The organism is Spirabiliibacterium falconis (assembly GCF_014885015.1).
GTDB lineage: Bacteria > Pseudomonadota > Gammaproteobacteria > Enterobacterales > Pasteurellaceae > Spirabiliibacterium > Spirabiliibacterium falconis.
This window is the reverse complement of sequence record NZ_JABMIJ010000012.1, coordinates 53,677-78,936: the sequence shown is the minus strand read 5'-3', so window position 1 is coordinate 78,936 and position 25,260 is coordinate 53,677. Positions and strand designations below refer to the sequence as shown.

Genomic DNA, 25,260 nt, shown 5'->3' with positions numbered 1-25,260 from the left:
ATCACTGCCGTAACGGTGGATGGCTACACCGACCGTTTAGGTTCAGAGAGCTACAACTTAAAACTCTCACAACGCCGAGCAGATGCAGTGAAAGCGTATATGGCGAATTTAGGCTTCCCAGCGCAGAACATCAGCACCCATGGTTTCGGAAAAGCGGACCAAGTGGTGGCATGTGATGGCGAAAGTGGTCAAGCCTTGAAAGACTGCCTACGCCCGAACCGCCGCGTGGTGATTTCAGCGAAACAGTAGCGAAGACGCATAGATTAAAACCGCACTTTAGTCAATGAAAGTGCGGTTTTTTATTGCCTGTAACCGCACTTTGGGGTAGTGAGGTATAAAAAGTGCGGTTACAGGGCAACCGCTCACTCATCTTATCTTATTTTAAGGCAACACGGGCATTGCGGAACAAACGCATCCAAGCCCCATCCTCTCCCCAATTATCTGGGTGCCATGAGTTGCTCACTGTACGGAAAACACGTTCAGGATGCGGCATCATGATAGCAACACGTCCATCTTGGTTACAAAGTGCGGTAATACCATCGGCAGAACCGTTAGGATTAGCTGGGTAACGTTCAGTCGGTTTGCCATTGTTGTCTACAAATTGCGCACAAACCAGCTTGTTTTGCCATAACTCTGCCAACTGCGTAGAGTGCTGAAGTTCAAGACGACCTTCGCCATGTGCCACAGCAATTGGCATATGTGAACCTGTCATCTGAGCAAACCACGGAGAGTGATTTTCGACAATTTTCACTAATGCACTGCGGGCTTCAAAGCGTTCCGATTTATTGGTCACAAATCGTCCCCAATGTGCTGTGCCTGGGATAATATCCACTAAATTGGACAGCATTTGACAGCCATTACAAATCCCTAAAGCGAGGGTGTCGCGTGAGAAAAATTGACTAAATTGTTCACGCAGTTGTGGGTTGAATAGAATGGATTTTGCCCAGCCACCGCCTGCACCGAGTACGTCCCCATAGGAGAAACCGCCGCACGCCACAAGGGCTTGGAAATGTTCTAGGGTGTATCGCCCTGCACTTAGGTCACTCATATGCACATCAATGGCATCAAAGCCTGCACGGTCAAATGCAGCGGCCATCTCAACATGGCTATTTACCCCTTGCTCACGCAAAATCGCAATGCGCGGGCGTACGCCCGTTGCGATAAATGGAGCACAAATGTCGTCACTTGGATCGTAGCTTAAATGCGCACTAAACCCTTTGTCGTCGGGCATTTTTTTTGCTTCAAACTCTTGATCAGCACAATCAGGATTATCACGCAAGCGTTGCATTTGCCACGTTAATTCCGCCCAAATGCCCCGTAATTGTGAACGTTGGCGTTGGAAAATAAGGTCATGATTGAATGTGATACGGATGTCATCATTGTTATGCACTGAACCTAGGGAGTGGCAAAGTGCGGTTAAATGATGTTCAGTGAGAATGCGTTGCACGGCATCAAGGTCTGTTTTACGCACTTGAATAACCGCACCGAGTTCTTCATTGAATAAAATACTTAATGGTTCAGCACCGAGTGAACTAATGTCGAGCGTGAGCCCACAATGTCCAGCAAATGCCATTTCTAATAATGTGGTGATTAAGCCACCGTCAGCACGATCGTGATAGGCAAGCAACAATCCTTGTGCAACTAAGGCTTGAATTGCATTATAGAAGCCGTTGAGTTTTGCGACATCGACCACATCGGCTGGTTTGTCGCCTAATTGTGCATAAACTTGTGCCAGAGCAGTTGCACCTAAGCGGTTATGTTTTTCGCCTAAATCAAGTAATAAAAGTGCGGTTTCGCCATGTTCAGTACGCAGTTGTGGCGTAACGGTTTTACGGACATCTTCAACGCGGGCAAAGGCACTGATAACTAGCGACAGCGGTGCTGTAACTTGTTTTTGTTCGCCGTTTTCATTCCAACGTGTTTGCATTGACATGGAATCTTTACCCACGGGAATAGTCAATCCCAGTGCTGGACAAAGTTCTTCACCAACGGCTTTCACTGCGGCATATAGCCCAGCATCTTCCCCTGGATGCCCCGCTGCTGCCATCCAGTTAGCAGACAGTTTAATGCGTTTGATGTCGCCAATGTGAGTTGCTGCGATATTGGTAATAGCCTCCGCCACTGCCATACGCGCCGATGCCGCAGAGTCTAATAATGCGATGGGTGCGCGTTCGCCGATAGACATAGCTTCACCAAAATAGCTATCAAGGCTGGCGGTCGTTACGGCGCAGTCTGCAACAGGAATTTGCCACGGACCAACCATTTGATCGCGTGCGACCATTCCCGTTACTGAGCGATCGCCGATGGTGATTAAAAAGGTTTTTTCAGCAACGACAGGCAGGCGTAGAACACGCTCAACCGCCTCGTTGAGATCGATCTGATCTAATGTCAATGCGTGGCTTTTTACCACCGCACTTTGCACATCACGCGTCATTTTAGGTGGCTTGCCGAGTAAGACATTGAGTGGCATATCAATCGGCTTATTGTCAAAATAGGCATCATGCACGGTTAAGTGTGGTTGTTCGACGGCCTCCCCAATAACCGCAAATGGTGCGCGCTCACGTTCGCATAGGGCGCGGAACTGGTCAAGTCGATCAGGCGCAATGGCGAGCACATAGCGTTCTTGTGATTCATTACACCAAATCTCCAGCGGCGTCATGCCAGGCTCGTCAGACAGCACATTACGCAATTCAAATTTGCCGCCACGACCACCGTCGTTGACTAATTCTGGCATGGCATTTGAAAGCCCGCCTGCACCTACATCGTGAATAAATAAAATAGGATTATCGTTGCCCATTTGCCAGCAGCGATCGATGACTTCTTGGCAACGACGTTCCATTTCAGGGTTGTCACGTTGCACGGAGGCGAAGTCGAGATCTTCTTTTGATTTACCCGTTGCCATTGATGAGGCGGCACCGCCACCGAGCCCAATGTTCATAGCGGGGCCACCGAGTACGATTAATTGCGCACCAACAGGAATATCGCCTTTTTCAACGTGTTCGGTGCGAATATTACCCAAGCCACCCGCTAGCATAATAGGTTTGTGGTAGCCACGCACTTCATCTTCACCACGAGTATTAACGCATTGTTCATATGTGCGGAAATAACCAAGCAGGGCAGGACGACCAAATTCATTATTAAAGGCAGCACCACCTAACGGCCCTTGTAGCATAATATCTAATGCGCTTGCAATGCGTGATGGTTTGCTTAAAGGGCGTTCCCAAGGTTGATTAAAGTGCGGTATGCACAAATTGGAAACGGAAAAACCGACTAAGCCTGCTTTTGGTTTTGAGCCACGTCCTGTTGCGCCTTCATCTCGAATTTCCCCGCCTGAACCTGTAGCAGCACCAGGGAAAGGGGAAATCGCAGTGGGGTGGTTGTGTGTTTCCACTTTCATTAAAATATCGGTGCGTTCATGGTGGTAACGATATTGCCCATCTTGGTCTGCAAAAAAACGTCCAACGTGTGAGCCTTCCATGACAGCTGCGTTGTCTTTATACGCACTGAGCACATGATCAGGCGTTTTTTCATAGGTGTTTTTAATCATTTTGAATAATGATTTTGCCTGTGCACTGCCGTCGATAATCCAGTCGGCATTAAAAATTTTATGGCGACAGTGTTCAGAGTTGGCTTGTGCGAACATATACAATTCAACATCAATAGGATTGCGCTTCAGTTCGCTAAATTGGGTAAAGAGATACTCAATTTCATCATCAGCCAGCGCAAGCCCCAAGTCGAGATTGGCTTGCTCAAGTGCGGTTTTTCCGTGGGTGAGAATATCAATAACAGTGAACGGTTTCGGTTGGTGGTTTTCAAAAAGGGCGTTGGCAAGATCAGGCGAGGTGATTGTGGTTTCTAACATTCTATCGTGTAGAAGGCGATGGAGTGTCTCTCGCTGCTCAGCCGTTAATGGCGCAGACAAGGTCAGATAGTATGCCAGCCCCCGTTCTATACGTTTGACTTTAGCTAAACCACAGTTGTGGACGATGTCTGTGGCTTTGGATGACCACGATGAAATCGTACCAAAACGTGGGATAACAATGACGCATTCCCCTTGTGGGGCATGCTCAGTCAAGGTTGGACCATAATGCAAAAGTGCGGTTAGTTGTGCATATTCACGCTCATCAAGTGCACTGTCGAGATCGACAAAATGCGCGTATTCCGCATAACATTCGTCGATGGGCAAATTATTTGCACGAAATAGGTTAGTCAGGTGTTGTAGTCGAAAATCAGAAAGTGCGGGTGAACCGCGAAATGTTTGCATCATTTTTGTACCATACCATTGCTGAGGGAGGGAAATTGTGCATATTATAAGCGAGGAATCACTAATCAGCAATTTTGATTTTATGTTTTCACGTAAACTGTGCCTTGTTGGGGGATAACACAGTTGGTTTTCGTTATAATCCGCGTTAGAATGCAAAAATTGAGAAAGAGGAGTAAGCCGTGAAAGGATTAGTGCTAAGAATGATTTTTGCGCTGGGTCTATTGCTGTGGGCAATAGATATGACTACCCCGTGGCAAAAAATTATGCTTAGCGAAAAAAATCACTACCAAACGATTCAAGAAAAGGGAGAGTTGGTTGTTGGTACATTAAATAATCCTGTTTACTATTTTATTGGTACGGATGCGCCACAAGGCTTAGAATACGAATTAAGTAAAGCATTTGCTGATTATTTGGGGGTAGAGCTCAAAATTGAGAGCTTGGATAATAATAATCAGTTATTTGAGGCGTTAAAAGCAGGCTCAATTGATATGGCGGCGGCAGGCTTGCGTTATCAACCTAGCCGTACAGCAGATTTTCAACTCGGCCCGAGTTATACCTTTGCATCATGGCAGTTGGTGTATCGTCAAGGTTCGGAGCGGCCGAAATCGTTTGCGGATATTACAGTGCCGATTTTGGTGCCGTATTCCCAAGAACTGACCGCACTTTTAAGTGCACAAAAAGGCAATTATCCGACATTGCAATGGCAGGTCAATAAAAGCGTTACACAAGAGGAAATGCTGTTAATGGTTGCTGATGGCAAAGCACCTTATGCTATCGCCAGTTCAATTGATGTTGCATCCATCAAACAAATCAAGCCTAATCTTTCTGTGGCATTTGATGTGAGTGATGAGGCTTCGGTGCATTGGTATTTTTCGAAAAACAGTTACAGTGAATTGCAAGCCGCATCGCTTGATTTTATGCACTCAGCGTTAGAGCAAGGTGTGGTGGCACGTTTGGAAGAAAAATATTTCAATCATCTGCAAAATTTTGATTATGTGGATGCCCGCACCTATCTTGATGCGATTGACAATGTGCTTCCAAAATACACCGCACTTTTTCAAAAATACAGCGGTGAATTACCTTGGTATACACTGGCGGCGATTGCTTATCAAGAGTCTCACTGGAATGAAAATGCCACCAGCCCAACGGGAGTGCGTGGTATGATGATGTTGACGAAAGAAACCGCAGAGCGTATGAAAGTGCAAAATAGAACAGATCCTGAACAAAGCATTCGTGGTGGGGCGGAATATTTGCATATGTTAATGCGCCAAATTCCTGATACTGTCCATAAAGAAGATAAAATTTGGTATGCCTTGGCAGCATATAATATGGGGCTGGGGCATTTACTGGATGCTCGGCGGTTGACGAAACAGCTAGGAGGGGATCCAGATAATTGGTTAGATGTGAAGAAAAATCTGCCACTCTTAGCAGAAAAACGCTATTATGATAAGCTGAAATACGGCTATGCACGAGGCTACGAAGCCTACGCCTATGTGGAAAATATTCGGCGTTATATGAACAATATTCGTAAACATTATCGCATTAAAGAGCTGGAAAAAGCGATTGGTTCTGACACTCCAGAGCTTGTCGAGCAAGAAGAGCAAAGTGCGGTTACGCCCAAAGAAGCCGTACGTGAGGTTAGTACGAATGAGAATTAGCGTTGCCAGCCACGCTTATAGTAGAAATTGAGGCTTGAGTATGAAACGTTCTCGCACCGTGTTTAAGAAAAAACCATCTTTGTCGCTCATGCAAAACCGTCGTCGTTTATTGCGTATGCGGCATAATCGGCGGATTAAAAGCCGCATTGATGAACGCCATTGGCTGCAATTTTTGGCTGAAAAAGAGTAAAGTGCGGTCAGTTTTCTTGCAATAGGCGTTCAATAATACGTTTATTTGCTGGGGGAAATTGCCCCACATCAAGGGCGTGTTGTTCGATCCAGAAGCCTTCTTGCCCTTCACGCCCAAATGGCTGATTAACCCACTCTTCAATAAGATAAAAGCTCAGTTCAATCATTTTGGTAGGGTATTCAAACTGAAAGCGGTCATAAAGGCGATAATTGAGGATCATAATACCAATTTCTTCCTCCAGCTCTCGTGCAAGTGCTTGTTCTTCCGTTTCGCCTGCGTCAACTTTCCCACCTGGAAATTCCCAACTTTGGGCAAAATCTTTGCCTTCTAAGCGTTGGGTGAGATAAATTTGTTTAAATTCATTGCGAATGATGCCCACGGCAACTTTCACTAACGGTTTTAATGGGGATTTTGTCATCTTGTGTTCCATAAAATGAAAGGCAGGATGGCCTGCCTTTGTGCGTTTTATTTTAATCGTCCATGGCAATATTTATATTTTTTGCCAGAACCACATGGACAAGGTGCATTGCGGCTAACTTTTTGCACATCGCCTGCAACCGCACTTTGGTCTTCAGCATCAGGATTTTCTTGATGATACTGCATGGCAGCGGCTTGTTTTTCCGCTAATGCACGACGCTCACGCTCGGCTTGCTCAACCTCTTCTTGGGTACGCACTTGAATTTTTGATAAGGTACTAATCACGGAGAATTTCAGTGCATCAAGCATTTCGGTGAACATTTGGAATGATTCACGCTTATATTCTTGTTTTGGATCTTTTTGGGCATAACCCCGCAAGTGAATACCGCGGCGGAGGTGATCCATTGCCGCTAAGTGTTCTTTCCACAATTCATCAAGGGTCTGCAACATTAAGCCTTTTTCAAAGTGGCGCATATTTTCCGCGCCGACTAAGGCCTCTTTTTGCTGATGATCAGCAATCGCGGCATCAAGAATACGCTCACGCAAGGTTTCTTCATGCAGGTTATTATCTTCTTCTAACCAGTGAACTAACGGTAAATCAAGTCCGAAATCATTTTTTAACCGTTGCTCTAGGCCTTCGACATCCCATAGCTCTTCTAATGATTGCGGTGGAATGTATTGGTCGATCACACGATTGAACACATCTTCACGAATCACCTTAATGGTGTCGGAAATATCGTCATTATCCAACAAATCATTACGTTGTGCATAAATGGCGTGGCGTTGATCATTTGCCACATCATCGAATTGTAATAAATTTTTGCGCCCATCAAAATTATGCGATTCTACTTTTGCTTGTGCACTGGCAATAACTTTGGCAAGCAGTTTAGATTCCATCGCCTCACCAGGTTCACTGAAGGCTTTTCGCATCATATTCAGTTTGCCTTCATTCAGATAAATACGCATTAACGCATCATCAAGCGAAAGATAAAAACGTGATGAGCCAGGGTCGCCTTGACGCCCTGAACGCCCACGCAATTGGTTATCAATTCGGCGTGATTCATGGCGTTCTGTACCGATAATGTGTAAGCCACCCGCTTCCATCACAATGCGGTTTTTCTCTTCCCAATCGGCTTTGATTTTATCGATTTGTTCTTGGGTTGGATTATCCAGTGCTGCAATTTCGGCTTTCCAGTTTCCACCTAATACAATATCTGTTCCACGTCCTGCCATATTGGTGGCAATGGTTACAGCACCAGGTGCCCCTGCTTGTGCCACAATTTCGGCTTCTTGGGCGTGGAATTTAGCGTTTAGCACGTTATGCTTAATGCCTGCTTTGGTTAAAATGTTTGACAATAACTCCGATTTTTCAATCGAAATAGTACCCACCAGCACAGGTTGGTTGCGTGCTACAGCATCTTTGATGTCTGCGACAATGGCGTTGAATTTTTCTTCTTCGCTTTTGTACATTAAATCAGTACGATCATCACGAATCATTGGTTTATTTGTTGGAACAACAATGGTTTCTAAACCATAAATTTGTTGAAATTCAAAGGCTTCTGTATCGGCGGTTCCTGTCATACCTGCCAATTTTTCATACAAACGGAAATAGTTTTGGTAGGTGATTGAGGCGGTGGTTTGATTTTCATTTTGGATTTGCACCCCTTCTTTGGCTTCAATAGCTTGGTGTAACCCTTCAGACCAACGGCGGCCTTGCATTGTACGCCCGGTGTGTTCATCAACAATAATGACTTCACCCTCTTTCACAATGTAATCGACATTGCGCTCAAATAATGTATGTGCACGTAATGCGGCATAAACGTGGTGTAACAGCGTTACTTTTGACGGAGAGTAGAGCGAATCGCCTTCGTCCATTAATCCTGCTTCGATTAACAATTGTTCAATTTTTTCTTGTCCACGTTCGGTGAGAAACGCTTGTTTATTTTTCAAATCTAAGGTGTAATCACCATCGCCTGTATAGTCTTCGGTGTCTTCCTTTTCTTGAAAGACTAAGTGCGGTATCAATTTATCAATCGCGATATAAAGTTCAGAGCTATCTTCCGCTTGCCCAGAGATAATCAGCGGGGTGCGTGCTTCATCGATTAAGATGGAGTCAACTTCATCCACAAGTGCGTAAAATAATGGACGTTGGAAACGCTCTTGTGCCGAGTGTGCAAGATTATCACGCAAATAATCAAAGCCCAGCTCGCTGTTCGTTGCATAAGTAATATCAGCGGCATATGCTGCGCGTTTTTCATCGCCTGAAAGCCCTGGCACATTGACGGCGACGGTCATGCCTAAAAATTCAAACAATGGACGGTTGGTTTCTGCATCACGACGTGCGAGGTAATCATTAACCGTCACGACATGCACGCCACGTCCTGTTAACGCATTCAGATAACATGGCAGGGTGGCGGTAAGGGTTTTCCCTTCCCCCGTACGCATTTCGGCGATGCAACGATCATTTAAGATCATTCCTCCCAACAGTTGTACATCAAATGGACGCATCCCCAGCGTACGTTTTGCTGCCTCTCGTACCGTTGCAAAGGCATCAGGTAGAATTTTTTCTAATGTTTCCCCTTGTGCAAGGCGAGCTTTAAACTCATCTGTTTTCGCCCGCAATTGCTCATCACTTAACGCCTCATAATCAGGTTCAAGTTGGTTGATTTGTTTAACGATTTTTCCTAAACGGCGCAGCACACGATCATTACGGCTGCCAAATAATTTGGTTGCAATTGTTTTTAACATAATACATTTTTTCTGTTTAAATGACTAAAGCAGGCAGAGCCTGAGCGAGTGAAAAATAACGTGTTATACGTATTGTGGACCTGCCCGAATGGGTGCATTGCGGTGATCAGGCGCAGAGTATTGTTGATAAGCATAAAGAAAATGCACTTGACTGCGATCACGTTGCGGCAAAGTGCGGTTAAGCTGTGGTGTGCATGCTGAACCTTGTTCATATTGATGCACGCACTGCTGTGAGACGTGATAAACTTGGCGATATTCTGTGGCAGTAGAAGGCTGGGCGTTGACAGACACTGAAAAGATCGCAATAATGCCTAACCATAATTGCGACCAAAAGTGCGGTTTTGTGTTACTACGATACATGAAACGCCTTACATCACAGAAAATAAAATTGCAGACATTATAAAGCAATCCGCCAGTCTTGTCATAGATATGGTGTTAATTTTCGAAAAAACAAGCGATGAAACGTAATCACACAAAAAATATTACAACCATTTTGGCACAAAGTACATTGGGCAAAATTGCGCAGCATGCTAGTGCAATCAATGCCGTTAATGCGGAATTGCAACGTGTTTTGCCTGCCCAGTTGCAAGGGTATTTTCGCGTAATCAATTTTCGCTCAGGAGTGCTGTGTTGTGAGGTGCAAAGTGCGGTTGTACGTCAAGCATTATTGTTTCAACGGACACAAATCATTGAGCTGGCAAAGCGATATTTAGAGGTTTGTGAGATTGATTTTCAGCTGAACCCTGCAATGCGCTCGCAAGGTTAATTTGCCTTAAATAAGGCTAACAATTCCCCGACTTTATCACGTTGCATGCCATTTTGACTAATATGGCGTTGCACCATCATTTTTTTGATCTTTGCCCCTTTATATAGCTTACGGGTGTAAGGTGTATCGTGATTGGAAATCAGCACAGGGCTACGTTTTTCGACCGCACTTTGACGTGCAAGCTGGGCTAGGGCTTGCTGCTGTTCTAATCCAAATGCTGTGCCAGCGTAATGGGTGAAATTTGATAACTGAGCCAATGGCGCATAAGGTGGATCGCAGTAAATGACCGCACTTTCATCAGCAAGGGCGAAACTGTGTTCAAAACTGACACATAAAAAGGTTGCTCGTTGCGCTTTATGGTGAAAAAACCGAATTTCGTCTTCGGGGAAATAGGGTTTAACATAAGAACCAAAAGGGACGTTAAATTGTTGTTTACTGTTATAGCGACACAGGCCATTATAGCCAAAACGGTTAAGATAAAGAAAAATCAACGCACGCTCAAATGGGTCATTCGATTGGTTAAAAGCACTGCGTTGTTGGTAATAAAAATGTGCGCTATTGGCATCATCACATTCAAATAGGCGACGGCTTTCATGTATAAAATGTGCGACATCACGCTGAATAATTTGAAAAAGTGAGATGAGATCGGGGTTGAGATCAGCAAGAATATAGCGTTCAAATTGCGTATTGAGAAAAACCGAACCTGCGCCAACGAAAGGCTCAATGAGACACGATTTATCTTTGGGAAGTAGCTTGTTAATTTCAGGAATTAAACGAAATTTACCCCCCGCCCATTTTAAAAATGGACGATGTTTGCCTCCAAGTCTCGTACTGTGCTTCATTGTTAGTCGAATTGACTACAATCATTGATAGCCGCTTTTACGCTATCAATATCATCAACTACATCGACATAGGCTTGCCCAAGTTGCTTAAGCAAGACTAACCGCAGTTGTCCTTTCAGCACTTTTTTATCACGCATCATCAACGGTAGATAATCGTCGGCGGTCATCGTATCAGGGGAAATCGTCGGCAGATTGGCGTGTGCGAGTAATTTTTCTAGTCGCGCCACATCCTCACGAGTGAGATCACCAAAACGATGCGAAAGTACACTTGCCATCATCATTCCCGCACTTACCGCTTCACCATGTAACCAATGTCCATAGCCTAAATGGGTTTCGATAGCGTGTCCAAAGGTATGCCCAAGATTAAGCAATGCACGTTGTCCTTGTTCTTTTTCATCATTTGCAACGACCATTGCTTTCAACTCACAACAACGCTGAATACAGTAGGCAAGTGCGGTGGGATCAAGGACAAGTAATTTGTTGATATTTTGCTCTAGCCAACAGAAAAACGTATAGTCTAAAATCGCACCATATTTAATCACTTCAGCCAGCCCCGCGCACACTTCTCGCATGGGTAGTGTGTTTAAGGTTGTGGTGTCGATGATCACACTAACAGGTTGATAAAATGCGCCAATCATATTTTTGCCTAATGGATGATTGACAGCGGTTTTTCCACCAACGGAAGAATCGACTTGAGACAGTAAGGTTGTTGGCACTTGAATAAGACGCACGCCACGTTGAAAACTCGCCGCCGCAAATCCTGCTACATCGCCTATCACTCCGCCACCAAGGGCTAAAATGGTGGTGTCGCGTGCATGTTTTTGTTCTAAAAGTGCGGTGAAAATAAGATTAAGGGAATCAAGGGTTTTATATTGTTCACCATCTGGCAGTTGAACAGACGAAACATTGCAACCCAGTGTGGTTAGGGTATGGGTTACCGTGTCAAGATAAAATGCGGCTACGGTTGGGTTGGTCACAATCATTACCTGATCACCGCATTTTAGTGGTGCGAAAGCAGTTGGATCTTGTAATAAATGTTCTCCAATTGTGATAGCGTAGCTGCGATCTTTGAGTTCAACGCTCACCGATGTCATAAAATATCCTAGTTAATAGAGGTAAATTCGTCAATTAAGTCCATTAATTGATTTGCCATAGTGCGTGCATTTTGTTCATCTGTGCTAATGGTAATATCGGCAATCTCTTCGTATAATGGATTTCGCACTTTGGCAAGATCTTCTAGCACTTGGCGTGGGTCGTCTACATCTTGCAATAAAGGGCGTTTTTTATCACGCAAGGTGCGCTCATATTGTTTGTCAACAGTGGTTTCAAGATACACTACGATTCCTCGGGCGGAAAGGTGATTGCGGGTTTCTTTTGAAATAATCGCACCGCCACCAGTTGATAGCACAATGCCTTGACGCTGAGTCAGTTCATCAATAATGCGACTTTCACGTTTGCGAAAGCCGTCTTCGCCTTCAACATCAAAAATCCAGCCAATATCTGCACCTGCACGCTGTTCAATTTCAAAATCGGAATCAACAAAATCCATACCTAAGTTTTGTGCAAGTTGACGACCAATGGTGCTTTTGCCAGCACCCATAGGTCCAATTAAGAAAATATTTCTTTTTTCTGCCATTGTTATTGTATTCTTATTCGTTAGTGATTGGAAAGCCGCAGTTGCGACCACTGGCAAGTTAAAGGAGAGGGGCGAGTAACTCAAGATAATTTATTAGGAAAGAAAATAACCCCTAACACTTCAACAAATAATTTAAGGGGCTAATTATCGCAATAAAACGCCCCCTTTTTCAACATTTTTCAGCAACTGTTACCATTTTTTGTTAAAAACCGTAATGGAACGCTTTTGTAGCTGGTGGTGTTCGATTTGGCTGAGTGGCATTTTTTACTAAGTGCGGTGTTACAAAAATCACCAGTTCACGCTTTGCATGACGTTTATTGTCTCGCGAAAAGAGATGTTTAATCCCTGGCACATCGCCTAGTAATGGCACTTTATCTTGGTGATCGCTAATAGTGTCGTGGAACACGCCGCCAAGAACAATGGTTTCACCATTTTTAGCGGCGACTTGGGTTTGGATTTCTTGCTTATCAATAGTGGTTAATTGATTTTCACCGTATGCAATATTTTTACCTGGGGCATTTTGGCTGACGGTCAAATCCAAGAGAATTTGCTCATCGTGGGAGATTTGAGGCGTGACTTCAAGCCCTAAAACGGCCTCTCGAAACTCCACATTTTGTGAATCTTTCGCGTTAATGACATAAGGAATTTCAGTACCTTGTTTAATGCTGGCACTTTGTTTATTGGTGGTGATCAAACGTGGGCTTGCGATGATGTTAACATTATTTTCACGCTCAAGTGCGGTTAGCTCCAAATCCAACAAATGTGAATTGATTTTTGCCACTTGTAATGTCACGCCTGCGGCGGTTGCGAAGCTATTGCCGAAATTGACATTGAGTTGATTGTCGATATTGCTAAAGCCATTAGCCCCCAGTTTTCCTGTAACCGCACTTGCGGTATCTGTTGGTTGAAATAGCCCCCAGCGTACGCCAAGTTCACGCATACTTTCATCACTAATCGTCACAATGCGTGCTTCAATCAGTACTTGTTGACTCGGTTGGTCAAGTTCACCAATCAAGTTGGCTATACGCTGTAATTGGCTTGGCGTGTCTTGTAAAATGAGGCTATTACTACGTTGATCGCCACTCAATTTGCCTTGTGAAGAAAGCAGGCTGCCTGTTTTCGGATTGAGCACATCTAGAATTTCATTGACTTTGGCATAACGCAATTTGATGCGTTTTGTTTGCATATCCTGTCCATTTTCTGCACTGACCACATGTTGAGGATGTGTATTGGAAGGTGTTTGCTTGGCGATAAAATAGGTATCACCTTCTTGGCTGATGCTCAATTTGTGCATTTTGGCAAGACTATTTAACGTTTGGGTAAAACTTGTGTTGTGTAAGCGTAAACTCACATTACCTTGCACATTATCATCAATGATCATGTTTTTATCATCTAGCATAGCCAGCAATTGTAGCGTATCGGCTAACGGGGCTTGCTTTAGCCATAATGAAATAGGTTTCGCGTAGACACTTATGCCGTATAATGCACAGAATACATAAATTAAATAACGCATAACGCTCCTTATAATTGCCAAATTTTTTCACTATGTTGACGGCAATGACGCAGATAAATCCGATGTTCGTGCACTTTGCTGATTTGCCATTCACCGCCCAGCACATTGCCGATCTCCGCAACAATAAGCTCATTGGCGAGTTTGAGCAAAATGTGCGGTTTATCTTGATATACGATCAGCCCAACGGGTTTGTATTGTTCAATAGTGCTATCTTGTATTAACGGGGTTTCACCGCAAGGGGAAGCAACTGCTATGTCAGGCACAGTAGTATTTTGGTGATGAAAGGGATCACTAGCGGCATGGCCGAGTATAGGTAAAAGTGCGGTGAGGCAAAAATGAAAAGTGCGGTTCATTGCAGCTCCTTATCAATAATGTAAAAATCAATGGTGGCGAACACATGATGTTGCGTAGTGTGCGGCTGTAACGTTAAGCGAATTGGCGTTAGCGTATCAAATTGATCAAATAGCGTTGGCAATAGCTGTTCTAAGGTCAAATACGCGCCAGAAAATTGCAAGCCAAGTGTGGTTTGGTTATCAAATTGCCATTGTGGGGTGTGATAGCTGATGTGCGGAAATTGCGCCACATAGGCGAGTAGTTGTCGATTAATGGTTGGTACAACGGTCGCCATTTTCTGTTTTAAAGAACTCGATTTATCCGCACGTTTTTTCGCTAGCATCGTTAGCACTTGCTGTTTTTGGCGGTATTTTTGTTGCTGAGCTTGTAGCTCTACACTTATAGTCGTCAGTTCTGTTTTGATGCGCTGATATTGCACCGCACTTTGTACTGTAATAAGGCAGGCAAGACACAGGCTAATGAGGATATGCCACCGACAAGGCAGATATGCCCATTGCCAGAGCTTGCCGTAAGGCTGAAGATAATTAGCCATCACTTTCTCCACTCACTAATCGAAAAGAAATACCGTGTTGATCGGCATTGAAATCTGCTAATTTAATCGTGTGATGGTGGTCTTGTGCTAACCAGTGTTGTGTGAGTGTTTCTTGCAGCTGCTGAAATTCTTGTTCACTTAACTGTTCGCCTTCGATCACCAAATGTTGTATTGGATCACTTGCATCCAGTTGGGCAAGCGTGAGTTTGCCTTGTTGCAGTGCAAGTTGGCTCAGTAGACGTATAAATGTGATAAACCGCACTTTGTCTGCGATCAAGGTGCTTTGTTTATCTGAGCGTTGGCTATTTTGTAGCAAGTTAATGCGTTGTTGCTGTAATTGGTTTTCACTACGCAATTGGCTGAGTGTTGTGCGTGAATGGTTGAGCTTATCTTGCATGGACTTGCATTGCTGCTGTAATCCAAGTGCGGTTAAGACAGAAAGTACCATGATTAAGAGATAACAAGCGGTCAGCTTGCGTGTGCGTTGTGTGAGCTTTTTTTCTCGCCAAGGCAATAAATTAAGCATGGTTGCCTCCTTGCCATAACGCACAGCCAAGTGCGAGAAAATGGGGATATTGAACAGGATCAATGCGTATTTCAGCGACCTGAAATGGGTTAGTAAATGTAAGGTGCTGTGGGCAATATAGCACAAGGTGATCGATGGGGTTTTCGCGATGACGTTGGTGCCATATGTTGACCGCACTTTCGATCGTGTGGTGATACAGATGATGTAATTGTGCGGGTTGTGGATATAACAAACAGCAGAAATTGTCTTGTATATACACGCATAAGGTATTGGAGGCAAGCTCGTGCAGACAAAATATAAACGCACGCAATAACGCAAATGGCAGATAATCCACCGCACTTAGGGGCAGAGGATGGCATTGTTGGCGTAACTGGTGAATATGCTCTCGTTGGCAAGCAATCATTTCAATACAGTCAATCTGACGGCGAGTACCGATGTGTTGTAGCGGCGTGATATGGTAGTCAAAATTCAACCTTGAGACAGGTATTGGCAAGTTTTCGTGCAAAATATGTAGCACCTGTTGGTGTCGTGTAGCAGGTGTGCTTGTAGGCATAATAATGGCTTTATACCAAATATGGTCAACGGGTAGTGTGCTAACAATAGTGCATGTTTTTAAGGGTGTGGTTAATCCATCAAAAGGGCAAAGTGCGGTTGAATTTGCGTGTGTAGTGAGCTGTGCATAATGGGCAGTCTTGTGCTGGTCAACGTAGCTCAATATGAGGGTTTCGCCTTCTTGTGCAAGCCCGATGATCGGCTTTTTACGACGTGCGTGTGCAAAAAATGCGAGAAAATTTTCCATAGTTTGCCAATCCTGCGGTATCATAGTAAGGTTATTAATTAAATTTATGTTGCTTGGTTTCGCTTAATGGTTATAGCGTAACTGGGGCAAAACCACGATTGGCAAGAGAGATATTTTCGATGAAGATCGTAAAAATAGTATTAAGTTCATTGTTGACGCTAATTATTGTTGGCTGCGTTGCGGTGGGGGTGATGTATTATCACATTAAATCAGAGCTGCCTGATGTCAAAACACTTAAAACAGTCGAATTGCAACAACCTATGCAGGTTTACACCGCAGATAATCAATTAATTGGCGAAATTGGTGAGCAGCGACGTATTCCCGTTGCCTTAGATAATATTCCACAGCAACTCATTCATGCAGTGTTAGCAACCGAAGATAGCCGTTTTTATGAGCATTATGGGCTAGATCCTATCGGCATTGCGCGAGCAGTGTGGGTGGCGGTGACCAACGGTGGTGCATCGCAGGGGGCAAGCACCATCACTCAACAACTTGCGCGTAATTTTTACCTTTCTCCTGAAAAAACATTGTTACGTAAGGTAAAAGAGGCAGTGCTGGCCATTGAAATTGAAAAAAATCTCAATAAAAATGAAATTTTAAACCTCTATTTGAATAAAATTTATCTTGGTTACCGCTCTTATGGCGTGGCGGCGGCTGTGAAAACGTATTTCGGTAAAACCTTGCAAGAGCTGAGTTTAGGCGAAATGGCGATGATCGCAGGACTACCTAAAGCACCATCAACCATGAATCCGCTTTATTCCCTTAAGCGTGCGACAGAGCGTCGTAATGTGGTGCTAGGGCGTATGCTCAATGAAGGTTATATTTCCAAAGAGGAATATACTGCTGCGAAGAATGAAGTATTAACTGCACGTTATCATGGTAGCCAATTGGATTTTCAAGCGGATTATGTGGTGGAGATGGTGCGCCAAGAGATGGTCAAATTGTATGGCGAAGAAAATGCTTACACGAAAGGTTACAAAGTTTACACCACCATCAAATCTGCCGATCAGCGTGATGCGCAAACCGCACTTCGCGATAATTTGATCAATTATGATATGCGCCATGGCTATCGTGGCGGTGCACCGTTATGGAAAAGTGATGAGACACCTTGGGACGAGGCACGCATTACAGGTTTTTTACGCAAATTACCAGATAGTCAGCCTTTAATTCCAGCTGCCGTACTGTCAACGAATGCACAAGGAGCTCATGTGTTATTGGCAGATGGAAACACATTGGATTTACCACTTTCGGCGATGAAATGGGCGGGAGCGACGGCAAAAAATATGAAAGTGCGGTCAGGCGATCAAATTTGGCTTCGTCAAAACAGCAAACAAGAGTGGGTGCTGGCACAGATTCCAAATGCAAACTCTGCACTGGTTTCACTCAACAGTCACGATGGCGCCATTGTGGCGATTGTGGGCGGATTTAGTTATGGGCAGAGTAAATTTAACCGTGCGACCCAATCAATGGTGCAAGTGGGGTCATCCATTAAGCCATTTATTTATGCTGCCGCATTGGATAAAGGTTTGACATTATCAACGATTTTGAATGACAGCCCAATTACGGTTTACATCAAAGGGCAAAAGCCGTGGTCACCGAAAAATTCACCCAACCGTTATGATGGGCAATTACGTTTGCGTCAAGGTTTGGGGCAGTCGAAAAACGTGATGATGGTGCGTGCCACACAGATGGTGGGCATTGATTATGTGGCGGATTTCCTCCCTCGTTTTGGTTTTAAGCGTGATCAATACCAAGCCACGCTGGCATTGGCATTGGGCGCAGCATCTTTTACACCACTGGAGATGGCGCGAGCGTATGCCGTGTTTGATAATGGGGGATTTTTGATTGACCCTTATTTGATTTCTAAAATTGAAGATAATGAAGGGAAAACAATCTATCAGGCAAATCCGAAGGTGGCTTGTTTTACCTGCAATGATATTCCCGTGATTTATGGGGAGCAAGAGCGATTGGCATTCTTGGATACACCAGAAGAAAAAAGTGAAAGTGCGGTCAGTGAGGACACGCAAGTGGACGGTGAGCCTGATCAGCACGTTGACAGTGTGCCAGATATTCCTGAATTACACATTGAAAACAAGCAGCTAGATGATACGCAAGCACCAAAACTTCTTGCAGATTCAGACAATAAAGCGCCAGAGATTGCACCACGCGTGATTTCAGGTGAGCTGGCATTTTTAATGCGTAGTGCTTTGCATACTGCTGTGTATGGTGAAAAAGGAAGTAGCTGGAAAGGCACAGGTTGGCGTATGGGTAACAGCTTTAAACGTGAGGACGTTGGCGGAAAAACAGGAACTACTAACAATAATAAAGTGGCATGGTATGCAGGATTTGGGGCTGATTTAGCCACCGCGGTATATGTTGGATTTGACGATAATAAGTTTGATCTCGGGCGTGGTGAAGCGGGTGCAATCACCGCAATGCCAGCGTGGCAAAGTTATATGCAAGCGGTATTAAAAGATGTGCCACAACGAGCCGATGTGCCGCCTGAAAATATTGTGGAAAAACGGATTGATAAAAGCAGTGGCTTGTTGGGTGGTGGTTTCACCGAGTATTTTATTAAAGGAACAGAACCAGTGAAACGCCATATTAAAGAGCGCGGTTATCAAATTATGATTGATCGCGGTGATGGCGCAGGCGCACAGGCAGAAGAGTTATTTTAATGGAACAACAAGAAAAAACACTTGATGAGGTGTGTGCCACGTTTGCCGAGATGGATAAGCGGTTAGCACAAGCCGAGCAAGATTTAAAGATGCTAGCTGCATTTGAAAAACAGTGGAAAGCTGCCGAGCGGAATATTAAAGCATTAGAAGCGTTTTATTTTGAAGGTAATTGGCTTGCAGAACGAGAACGTCTTGAGCAGGTAAACAAACATTTTGCTAGCAGTGGAGAAGATAGTATTTGGCATGTGAGTACTGAATTTCATCAGCTTAAAATTGCGTGGTTGAAGCGATTAGCAAAGGCGTTATAAAAAGCAAAGTGCGGTTTGACCGCACTTTGTTATGTAGTGGCGGGGTGTGCTTCAGAAGCTTTTTTGCCTTCAGGATCAGAGCGTTCTGGATCTTTCATATCCGTATCCACAGGTTCACTTTCGGGTTGTGGTTGCGCCATATGGGGCGGTGCGTTTTCTTTGTCTTTGCCCAACAACTTGGCTTGTAAACGCTTAAAGCTACTATTATCGGCAAGCCAGATATTTAAAAATGCCTGATTAAATTCAGGACTAAACTGAGGCTCTAATACCGTATTATTCAACACAAAATACCCTGTATCTTCAAGTGCGATATAGCTTAAGCTATCTTCAGGGTGAAAATCAGGTAATGCTTGTTCTAATTTTTCGAACCATTTTTCACGCGTATCTTTCGGCGTATCAGGGGCGATCCCATCGAGCTCTTTTTTTAATGTGATAGCAAAATTTTTACCTTCAACTTGTTTAGCATATTTTAATGTTAGCATTAATGGACGCTGCGCTGTTTTATATTGTCCATCTTCGCTAAATAAGGTAATGGTGTAAATATGAAACGGACCCCATTTATAATCAACCGTACCGAGAGGAATCCATTGTGCTAAGCTAATTTGACTCACACTGAGCAATGCGCAAAAGAGCAAGGGTTTTAACCAGTTGAATGTCATACTTGTCCTCTAAAAAGAATAGTGGCGCAATTGAACCACAATCGCGCCATTTGAGCAAGCCACTTACAATCAGCTTTACATTCGCCTATTTAAGGCTACCCACCATATCTTGTGGTCGAACCCACTCATCAAATTGCTCTGGGGTGACTAAGCCAAGATTAATGGCTTCTTCACGCAAGGTAGTGCCATTTTTATGAGCAGTTTTGGCAATTTTAGCCGCATTTTCATAACCAATTTTGGTATTAAGTGCGGTTACGAGCATTAATGAGTTTTCCAACTGCATTTTAATGCGTGGGTGATTTGGCTCAATGCCGCTGGCGCAGTGTTCATCGAATGAAACGCACGCATCCGCTAACAATTGTGCCGATTGTAAGAAATTGGCAGCCATTACGGGTTTGAACACATTTAATTGGAACTGTCCTTGTGTGCCGGCAAAGGCGATAGTGGTATCGTTACCTAGCACCTGTGCGCATACCATCGTCAACGCTTCACATTGAGTAGGATTAACTTTACCAGGCATAATGGATGAGCCAGGTTCGTTTTCTGGGATCAAAATCTCACCAATACCACTGCGTGGACCAGACGCCAGCAAGCGAATATCGTTGGCAATTTTGAATAGTGAGACAGCTAATTGTTTCAACGCACCGTGGGTTTCTACAATGGCATCATGAGTAGCAAGGGCTTCAAATTTATTTTGTGCGGTGACAAATGGTAATCCTGTAAATTGCGCAATGTATTCAGCCACTTTCACGTCATAGCCTTTCGGAGTGTTCAAGCCTGTACCCACAGCGGTGCCACCAAGAGCCAGTTCTGCTAAGTGCGGTAGTGTATTTTTCAATGCTTTTAAGCCAAAGGCCAATTGTGCAGCGTAGGCGGAAAATTCTTGACCTAGCGTTAATGGTGTTGCATCCATTAGGTGAGTACGCCCAATTTTTACCACATCTTTAAAGTCTTCTGATTTTTTGGCTAAGGTTTTTTGCAAACGTTCCACGCACGGAATAGTGACTTCCACTACCTTTTTATAGGCAGCAATGTGCATGGCGGTTGGATAAGTGTCGTTTGATGATTGTGATTTGTTCACATCATCATTTGGATGAATGGTGCTTTTTTCGCCTAATGTGCCACCGTTGAGAACGTGTGCACGGTGAGAAACCACTTCATTGACATTCATGTTAGATTGTGTGCCAGAACCTGTTTGCCAAATTACGAGAGGAAATTGCTCGTCAAGTTTACCTGCTAAGATTTCATCACACGCACGACCAATCAAATCCCGTTTTTCCGCAGGCAACACACCTAAATCGCAGTTGGCGTAGGCAGCCGCTTTTTTCAAATAGCCAAACGCTTCAATAATTTCGTGAGGCATAGAAGCGGCTGGTCCAATTTTGAAATTGTTGCGTGAGCGTTCAGTTTGCGCACCCCAATATTTGTCTGCTGGCACTTTCACTTCGCCCATTGTGTCTTTTTCAATACGATAATCCATGATTTTATCCTTAACTATAAACGAAAAATAATACAACAAAGTGTATCACTCGATAGGATTAAATGAAATTCTCGTGCGCGGAAAAAAATCAATTTTTGTGATATAGATCATAAAACATAACTGCATGAATTATCAGCAAAAATTGATTTTAATCGGAATGCAAACTAAGGTGCAAAGGCTTTGAGCTGGTCGTTGATCTCAGTTTGTGCCACATTGTTGGCATAATTGCACAGAGTGGCCAGTGCTACTCCCATTATCACATCGAGCACGTTTTGATCGTTATAACCTGCTGCTTTGAAATCAGCCAGTTGCGCATCACTGACTTTGCCACGGGTATCGATTAATTGTTGAGTAAACAGGGCTAAAGCATGGTATTTAGGGTTATCCCCAATCAAAGTGCGGTTGCGTAGTGCGTGTAGCACGTTTTCTGGCAAGCCGATGAGCGTTGCGATTTTACTATGCCCTGCCACACAAAAATCACAGCCGTTGTTGACCGCTGCGGTGATTTGCACTACTTCCAATTCAAATTTATCAAGACTATTTTGCCCGTTGAGTTTGCCAACATCTTGATAAAAGGCCAGAGCCTGCGGTGAGTTGGCAAGCACACCGATTAAATTAGGAATAAAGCCGTTATTTTTCTCGACTAATGCTACGCGGGTGCGAGCCGCTTCAGGGGCGGTTTGTGTATCATGAATGGTTAGTCGTGCCATTATCGTATCCTCTTTTATGTTGTTTTTCATTAGCGTAATGGGATACGGCAGTGGTGTAAAAGAATGAAGGGTTATAGCTTATGCTTTTTTGGTATAACCGCACTTTGTGGTTTAAAAGTGCGGTCAGTCCTTATTGTGCCATTTTTTTTGCGGTTTTTAGGAAGCCTTCGGCACTGGTGAAAATCGCGTCATGACCTTGTGCGTGCAAAATTGCGTCACTTAATTCACGCACGGCACCTTTTCCACCTGCAGTGTTAAGGGTTAAATCTGCAGCATGACGAATATATTCTGGTGCATCTGCCACAGCAACGGCTAAGCCGCAGCAGGCAAAGGCAGGCAGGTCAACGCTATCATCCCCAACATACGCGGTTTGCTCTGCACTGACGCCAGCTTGCGCCATTAATTGCTGGCAGGCGGTACGTTTTTCCAGTTTGCCCAACTGAAAAAGCGTGATGCCAAGATCGGCGAGGCGTTTGCGTAAAATAGCGGAATCGCGCCCTGACAGCACTGCGACTTGTATTCCATTTTCGATCAGCATGCGTATGCCCAACCCGTCGCGCACATTAAAGCATTTGAGGGCTTCGCCGTTGGCATCATAATAGAGTGCGCCATCGGTTAGTACGCCGTCCACATCGGTGATGAGCAATTTAATTTGTTTGAGTTTGTCATTCATGTTGTTGCCTTTAACTTGAAAATTCCACTAAGCCAACGACGTTGCTATGTTCAGTGACAATCAGTGAGTGAATTTTATGCTCACGCATAAAGTCTTCCGCTTGACTTAAAAATGTGTCAGCGTCTACCGTTTTAGGATTGCGTGACATAATATCTTGTGCATTTAAGCGGATACATTTTACGCCTTTAGCCGAAAAAGCACGGCGAATATCGCCATCGGTAATGATGCCAGCGAGTTGCGTGTTGTCCATAACTACGGCCACCCCCATACGCCCTTCATTCATCGTGGTAATACATTCACTAAATGGCGTATCGGGGGCTACCACAGGTAATTTCGTTTGCATCGCATTGCGTACGCGTGTCAGTAAACGTCGTCCAAGGCTACCGCCAGGATGAAAGCGAGCAAAATCTTGTGGTTGGAAATTGCGTGCTTTTATCAACGCCACCGCCAGCGCATCTGCCAGCGCAAGCGTGACTAAAGCAGAAGTTGTTGGGGCGAGATTATTCGGACAGGCCTCTCGTTCAACTGCAATATTCAGCACAAAGTCAGCGTTTTTGGCTAAAGTGGAATGCGGATTGCCTGTCATCGCAATGATTTTATTACCAAAATTGTGTAAGCTGGGGATTAATTTATTGACATCGTCAGTTTCACCGCTGTATGAAATCAATATCACAATATCAATGGGTTTCAGCATCCCAAGGTCGCCATGAAAAGCTTCCGTTGGATGCAGGAAAAAGCTCGGCGTACCCGTGGAGGCAAAAGTCGCCACCATTTTTTGCCCAATTAAGCCCGATTTGCCAATGCCTGATACCACTAGCCGCCCTTGACCTTGCAATATCAACTCGACGACGTCATTAAAAGTGCGGTCAAGGCGGTCACGGAGCGTGGCAAGCCCTTGTTCTTCAATGGTGAGTGTTTCCCGTGCAATGTGTAGATAATCCATAGCATTCTCCCACAAATTTTTTCAGTATTGTAACGTAAGTGAGTATGAGGATAAATGAGAACATCGCAATTTTGTGCAAAACCGCACTTTTTCAGCGTTATGGACAGTTTTATTAGCATAAAGAGGCAATTTAACGTAGAATGTAGGATGAGTTGGTCAGACAATCGCTGGTTTATTGAAGCCCTTACCCATTGTGGAGGGGACAAATAGATGAGAGGAAAGTCCGGGCTACATAGGGCAGAGTGCCAGATAACGTCTGGGAGGCGCGAGCCTACGACAAGTGCAGCAGAGAGCAGACCGCCGATGGGCTATATGCCACAGGTAAGGGTGAAAGGGTGCGGTAAGAGCGCACCGGGCAACTGGTAACAGTTTGCAGCAAGGTAAACTCCACTCGTAGCAAGACCAAATAGGAACGCAATGCGTGGCCCGCGCAGCGTTCGGGTAGGTTGCTTGAGCGTGTGTGTGAATGCACGCCTAGAGGAATGATTGTCCACGACAGAACCCGGCTTATCGACCAACTCATGTTTTTTTAAAAGTGCGGTTAAGCCATGACTTGACCGCACTTTTGCGTTTTAAGGTGTGGTGAAACGGATTAAGCCCTCTTGTGCGGTGCTGGCAATCAGTCGCCCTTGTTGGTCAAAAATTTGACCTCGTGCTAATCCGCGTGCACCGAACGCATTATTGCTTTCCACCGCGTGCAGCAGCCAATTGTTGAGATCAAATGGGCGGTGAAACCAAATGGCATGGTCGATGGTGGCGACTTTCATGCCTTGCTCTAAAAAGCCTTTTTTGTGAGGATGAAGTGCGGTCAGAAGACAGTGAAAATCACTGAAATAGGCCAGCAAACATTGATTAATCGCCATATCATCAGGCACGTTTCCATTAGCTTTAAACCACGCATATTGCTCAGGTGGAAATTCAATGCCTTTGAACGGATTATTTAGATATTTTGTGCGCACATCAAATGGACGCTCAGCGGTCAGTTTATCCCGAATGGCGTCAGGCAGATAAGGCGAAACAGCACGCACCGCGGCAAGCTCATCGGTTAGTGCCTCAGGCGGCTCAACCTGTGGCATCACAACTTGGTGTTCAAAGCCGTTTTCGGGCGTTTGGAATGAGGCGGTAATATGACAAATAGGTTCATTGTGTTGCAATGCTTTTACGCGCAATGCACTAAAATTATGTCCATTGCGGAGCACTTCGACATCATACAAAATTGGATGAGCGGCATCGCCAGTGCGCAGAAAATAGGCGTGTGCGGAGTGCAACATGCGTTCTTTAGGTGCGACTTGCATGGCGGCATAAAGTGCTTGAGCGATCACTTGCCCACCAAATACTTGGCGCAAGCCCATGTCGACACTTTGACCACGGAAATAATGATCGTCGATCATTTCAAGCTGAAGTAGTGCAATTAATTTGTCTAAAATTGAGGCGTTCATGGCAGTCCTTTTTGATTGTTTTTTATGGTTATAGCAAAGTTGAAATCACAATACAATGAAAACGGCGGATAAATCAGCAATTATCAGGAGAAAACTTGCATTCACCGCACTTTTATAGCACAATG

Annotated in this window: 24 protein-coding genes and 1 other RNA gene; 7 read left to right on the top strand and 18 right to left on the bottom strand. The window is 44.5% G+C overall.

What is annotated here, in order from left to right; genetic code table 11:
* On the top strand, nt 1–249 hold a 249-nt coding region (locus HPC40_RS07650), incomplete at its 5' end, for an OmpA family protein (protein ID WP_208118903.1).
* A 127-nt stretch (nt 250–376) separates the two neighbouring features.
* Here HPC40_RS07650 and purL read toward each other — a convergent pair.
* Nucleotides 377–4,267 carry a phosphoribosylformylglycinamidine synthase gene (purL, locus tag HPC40_RS07645; RefSeq protein ID WP_208118902.1) on the bottom strand — a complete coding sequence of 1,297 codons (3,891 nt, stop codon included), beginning with the start codon at nt 4,265–4,267 and terminating at the stop codon, nt 377–379.
* Nucleotides 4,268–4,443: 176 nt separating this feature from the next.
* On the opposite strand from purL, the gene mltF reads away from it, so the two are divergent.
* Together mltF and HPC40_RS07635 are read left to right on the top strand one after the other, a co-directional pair.
* Nucleotides 4,444–5,922 (top strand): membrane-bound lytic murein transglycosylase MltF, encoded by a 1,479-nt coding sequence (gene mltF / locus HPC40_RS07640; RefSeq protein ID WP_208118901.1) that lies wholly within the window; start codon nt 4,444–4,446, stop codon nt 5,920–5,922.
* 40 nt (nt 5,923–5,962) lie between these two features.
* Nucleotides 5,963–6,112, top strand: a complete 150-nt coding sequence (locus HPC40_RS07635) for a hypothetical protein (RefSeq protein ID WP_208118900.1) — start codon at nt 5,963–5,965, stop codon at nt 6,110–6,112.
* Nucleotides 6,113–6,119: 7 nt separating this feature from the next.
* Here the strand turns inward: HPC40_RS07635 and mutT are convergent, their stop codons facing one another.
* From mutT to secM, 3 genes are all read right to left on the bottom strand, one after another.
* The gene (gene mutT, locus HPC40_RS07630) at nt 6,120–6,530 is read right to left on the bottom strand and encodes an 8-oxo-dGTP diphosphatase MutT (RefSeq protein WP_208118899.1); all 411 of its coding nucleotides are present in this window, start codon (nt 6,528–6,530) and stop codon (nt 6,120–6,122) included.
* 47 nt (nt 6,531–6,577) lie between these two features.
* The gene (gene secA / locus HPC40_RS07625) at nt 6,578–9,277 is read right to left on the bottom strand and encodes a preprotein translocase subunit SecA (protein ID WP_208118898.1); all 2,700 of its coding nucleotides are present in this window, start codon (nt 9,275–9,277) and stop codon (nt 6,578–6,580) included.
* A 63-nt stretch (nt 9,278–9,340) separates the two neighbouring features.
* Nucleotides 9,341–9,637, bottom strand: a complete 297-nt coding sequence (secM, locus tag HPC40_RS07620; protein WP_208118897.1) for a secA translation cis-regulator SecM — start codon at nt 9,635–9,637, stop codon at nt 9,341–9,343.
* A 97-nt stretch (nt 9,638–9,734) separates the two neighbouring features.
* Here secM and HPC40_RS07615 point away from each other — a divergent pair, with 97 nt between their 5' ends.
* Entirely contained in the window at nt 9,735–10,043 is a 309-nt protein-coding gene (locus tag HPC40_RS07615; RefSeq protein WP_208118896.1) for a DciA family protein, read from the top strand.
* Here HPC40_RS07615 and HPC40_RS07610 read toward each other — a convergent pair.
* The 8 genes from HPC40_RS07610 to HPC40_RS07575 form a co-directional block, all read right to left on the bottom strand.
* Entirely contained in the window at nt 10,040–10,885 is an 846-nt protein-coding gene (locus tag HPC40_RS07610) for a Dam family site-specific DNA-(adenine-N6)-methyltransferase (protein WP_208118895.1), read from the bottom strand. The genes HPC40_RS07615 and HPC40_RS07610 overlap by 4 nt on opposite strands.
* A 2-nt stretch (nt 10,886–10,887) precedes the next feature.
* Complete coding sequence (aroB, locus tag HPC40_RS07605) at nt 10,888–11,979, bottom strand: 3-dehydroquinate synthase (protein ID WP_208118894.1); 1,092 nt, start codon at nt 11,977–11,979, stop codon at nt 10,888–10,890.
* An 8-nt stretch (nt 11,980–11,987) separates the two neighbouring features.
* Nucleotides 11,988–12,521, bottom strand: coding sequence for a shikimate kinase AroK (gene aroK / locus HPC40_RS07600; protein ID WP_208118893.1), 534 nt, complete (start codon nt 12,519–12,521; stop codon nt 11,988–11,990).
* Between the two features lie 202 nt (nt 12,522–12,723).
* Nucleotides 12,724–14,034: a type IV pilus secretin PilQ gene (locus HPC40_RS07595; RefSeq protein WP_208118892.1), complete on the bottom strand. Its 1,311-nt coding sequence runs from the start codon at nt 14,032–14,034 to the stop codon at nt 12,724–12,726.
* An 8-nt stretch (nt 14,035–14,042) separates the two neighbouring features.
* The gene (locus tag HPC40_RS07590; RefSeq protein ID WP_208118891.1) at nt 14,043–14,387 is read right to left on the bottom strand and encodes a hypothetical protein; all 345 of its coding nucleotides are present in this window, start codon (nt 14,385–14,387) and stop codon (nt 14,043–14,045) included.
* Nucleotides 14,384–14,920 carry a hypothetical protein gene (locus tag HPC40_RS07585; protein ID WP_208118890.1) on the bottom strand — a complete coding sequence of 179 codons (537 nt, stop codon included), beginning with the start codon at nt 14,918–14,920 and terminating at the stop codon, nt 14,384–14,386. The genes HPC40_RS07590 and HPC40_RS07585 overlap by 4 nt, the downstream gene beginning before the upstream one ends.
* Nucleotides 14,913–15,446 (bottom strand): hypothetical protein, encoded by a 534-nt coding sequence (locus tag HPC40_RS07580; RefSeq protein ID WP_208118889.1) that lies wholly within the window; start codon nt 15,444–15,446, stop codon nt 14,913–14,915. The genes HPC40_RS07585 and HPC40_RS07580 overlap by 8 nt, the downstream gene beginning before the upstream one ends.
* Nucleotides 15,439–16,245: a hypothetical protein gene (locus HPC40_RS07575; RefSeq protein WP_208118888.1), complete on the bottom strand. Its 807-nt coding sequence runs from the start codon at nt 16,243–16,245 to the stop codon at nt 15,439–15,441. The genes HPC40_RS07580 and HPC40_RS07575 overlap by 8 nt, the downstream gene beginning before the upstream one ends.
* A gap of 119 nt (nt 16,246–16,364) precedes the next feature.
* On the opposite strand from HPC40_RS07575, the gene HPC40_RS07570 reads away from it, so the two are divergent.
* Both HPC40_RS07570 and HPC40_RS07565 read left to right on the top strand, forming a co-directional pair.
* Complete coding sequence (locus HPC40_RS07570; RefSeq protein WP_208118887.1) at nt 16,365–18,923, top strand: penicillin-binding protein 1A; 2,559 nt, start codon at nt 16,365–16,367, stop codon at nt 18,921–18,923.
* Nucleotides 18,923–19,231 carry a DUF4298 domain-containing protein gene (locus HPC40_RS07565; protein WP_208118886.1) on the top strand — a complete coding sequence of 103 codons (309 nt, stop codon included), beginning with the start codon at nt 18,923–18,925 and terminating at the stop codon, nt 19,229–19,231. Before HPC40_RS07570 ends, HPC40_RS07565 begins: the two co-directional genes overlap by 1 nt.
* 29 nt (nt 19,232–19,260) lie before the next feature.
* On the opposite strand, the gene HPC40_RS07560 is transcribed toward HPC40_RS07565, so the two are convergent.
* The 5 genes from HPC40_RS07560 to HPC40_RS07540 form a co-directional block, all read right to left on the bottom strand.
* The gene (locus tag HPC40_RS07560; protein WP_208118885.1) at nt 19,261–19,890 is read right to left on the bottom strand and encodes a chalcone isomerase family protein; all 630 of its coding nucleotides are present in this window, start codon (nt 19,888–19,890) and stop codon (nt 19,261–19,263) included.
* Nucleotides 19,891–19,975: 85 nt separating this feature from the next.
* Nucleotides 19,976–21,370: a class II fumarate hydratase gene (gene fumC, locus HPC40_RS07555; protein ID WP_208118884.1), complete on the bottom strand. Its 1,395-nt coding sequence runs from the start codon at nt 21,368–21,370 to the stop codon at nt 19,976–19,978.
* A 164-nt stretch (nt 21,371–21,534) separates the two neighbouring features.
* Nucleotides 21,535–22,080 (bottom strand): carboxymuconolactone decarboxylase family protein, encoded by a 546-nt coding sequence (locus HPC40_RS07550; protein ID WP_208118883.1) that lies wholly within the window; start codon nt 22,078–22,080, stop codon nt 21,535–21,537.
* A gap of 130 nt (nt 22,081–22,210) precedes the next feature.
* Nucleotides 22,211–22,753, bottom strand: a complete 543-nt coding sequence (locus tag HPC40_RS07545) for a KdsC family phosphatase (protein WP_208118882.1) — start codon at nt 22,751–22,753, stop codon at nt 22,211–22,213.
* A gap of 10 nt (nt 22,754–22,763) precedes the next feature.
* Entirely contained in the window at nt 22,764–23,696 is a 933-nt protein-coding gene (locus tag HPC40_RS07540; RefSeq protein ID WP_208118881.1) for a KpsF/GutQ family sugar-phosphate isomerase, read from the bottom strand.
* Between the two features lie 148 nt (nt 23,697–23,844).
* On the opposite strand from HPC40_RS07540, the gene rnpB reads away from it, so the two are divergent.
* Nucleotides 23,845–24,222: RNase P RNA component class A (gene rnpB / locus HPC40_RS07535), an RNA gene on the top strand.
* 46 nt (nt 24,223–24,268) lie between these two features.
* On the opposite strand, the gene tesB is transcribed toward rnpB, so the two are convergent.
* Nucleotides 24,269–25,135, bottom strand: coding sequence for an acyl-CoA thioesterase II (tesB, locus tag HPC40_RS07530; RefSeq protein WP_208118880.1), 867 nt, complete (start codon nt 25,133–25,135; stop codon nt 24,269–24,271).
* Nucleotides 25,136–25,260: the final 125 nt, after the last annotated feature.

Excerpts from the sequence above, each read along its gene's own strand:
- purL (WP_208118902.1), bottom strand. The coding sequence starts at position 4,267 with ATGATGCAAACATTTCGCGGTTCACCCGCACTTTCTGATTTTCGACTA.
- HPC40_RS07635 (WP_208118900.1), top strand. The coding sequence starts at position 5,963 with ATGAAACGTTCTCGCACCGTGTTTAAGAAAAAACCATCTTTGTCGCTC.
- mutT (WP_208118899.1), bottom strand. The coding sequence starts at position 6,530 with ATGACAAAATCCCCATTAAAACCGTTAGTGAAAGTTGCCGTGGGCATC.
- secA (WP_208118898.1), bottom strand. The coding sequence starts at position 9,277 with ATGTTAAAAACAATTGCAACCAAATTATTTGGCAGCCGTAATGATCGT.
- secM (WP_208118897.1), bottom strand. The coding sequence starts at position 9,637 with ATGTATCGTAGTAACACAAAACCGCACTTTTGGTCGCAATTATGGTTA.
- HPC40_RS07615 (WP_208118896.1), top strand. The coding sequence starts at position 9,735 with ATGAAACGTAATCACACAAAAAATATTACAACCATTTTGGCACAAAGT.
- HPC40_RS07610 (WP_208118895.1), bottom strand. The coding sequence starts at position 10,885 with ATGAAGCACAGTACGAGACTTGGAGGCAAACATCGTCCATTTTTAAAA.
- aroB (WP_208118894.1), bottom strand. The coding sequence starts at position 11,979 with ATGACATCGGTGAGCGTTGAACTCAAAGATCGCAGCTACGCTATCACA.
- aroK (WP_208118893.1), bottom strand. The coding sequence starts at position 12,521 with ATGGCAGAAAAAAGAAATATTTTCTTAATTGGACCTATGGGTGCTGGC.
- HPC40_RS07595 (WP_208118892.1), bottom strand. The coding sequence starts at position 14,034 with ATGCGTTATTTAATTTATGTATTCTGTGCATTATACGGCATAAGTGTC.
- HPC40_RS07590 (WP_208118891.1), bottom strand. The coding sequence starts at position 14,387 with ATGAACCGCACTTTTCATTTTTGCCTCACCGCACTTTTACCTATACTC.
- HPC40_RS07585 (WP_208118890.1), bottom strand. The coding sequence starts at position 14,920 with ATGGCTAATTATCTTCAGCCTTACGGCAAGCTCTGGCAATGGGCATAT.
- HPC40_RS07580 (WP_208118889.1), bottom strand. The coding sequence starts at position 15,446 with ATGCTTAATTTATTGCCTTGGCGAGAAAAAAAGCTCACACAACGCACA.
- HPC40_RS07575 (WP_208118888.1), bottom strand. The coding sequence starts at position 16,245 with ATGGAAAATTTTCTCGCATTTTTTGCACACGCACGTCGTAAAAAGCCG.
- HPC40_RS07570 (WP_208118887.1), top strand. The coding sequence starts at position 16,365 with ATGAAGATCGTAAAAATAGTATTAAGTTCATTGTTGACGCTAATTATT.
- HPC40_RS07565 (WP_208118886.1), top strand. The coding sequence starts at position 18,923 with ATGGAACAACAAGAAAAAACACTTGATGAGGTGTGTGCCACGTTTGCC.
- HPC40_RS07560 (WP_208118885.1), bottom strand. The coding sequence starts at position 19,890 with ATGACATTCAACTGGTTAAAACCCTTGCTCTTTTGCGCATTGCTCAGT.
- fumC (WP_208118884.1), bottom strand. The coding sequence starts at position 21,370 with ATGGATTATCGTATTGAAAAAGACACAATGGGCGAAGTGAAAGTGCCA.
- HPC40_RS07550 (WP_208118883.1), bottom strand. The coding sequence starts at position 22,080 with ATGGCACGACTAACCATTCATGATACACAAACCGCCCCTGAAGCGGCT.
- HPC40_RS07545 (WP_208118882.1), bottom strand. The coding sequence starts at position 22,753 with ATGAATGACAAACTCAAACAAATTAAATTGCTCATCACCGATGTGGAC.
- HPC40_RS07540 (WP_208118881.1), bottom strand. The coding sequence starts at position 23,696 with ATGGATTATCTACACATTGCACGGGAAACACTCACCATTGAAGAACAA.
- tesB (WP_208118880.1), bottom strand. The coding sequence starts at position 25,135 with ATGAACGCCTCAATTTTAGACAAATTAATTGCACTACTTCAGCTTGAA.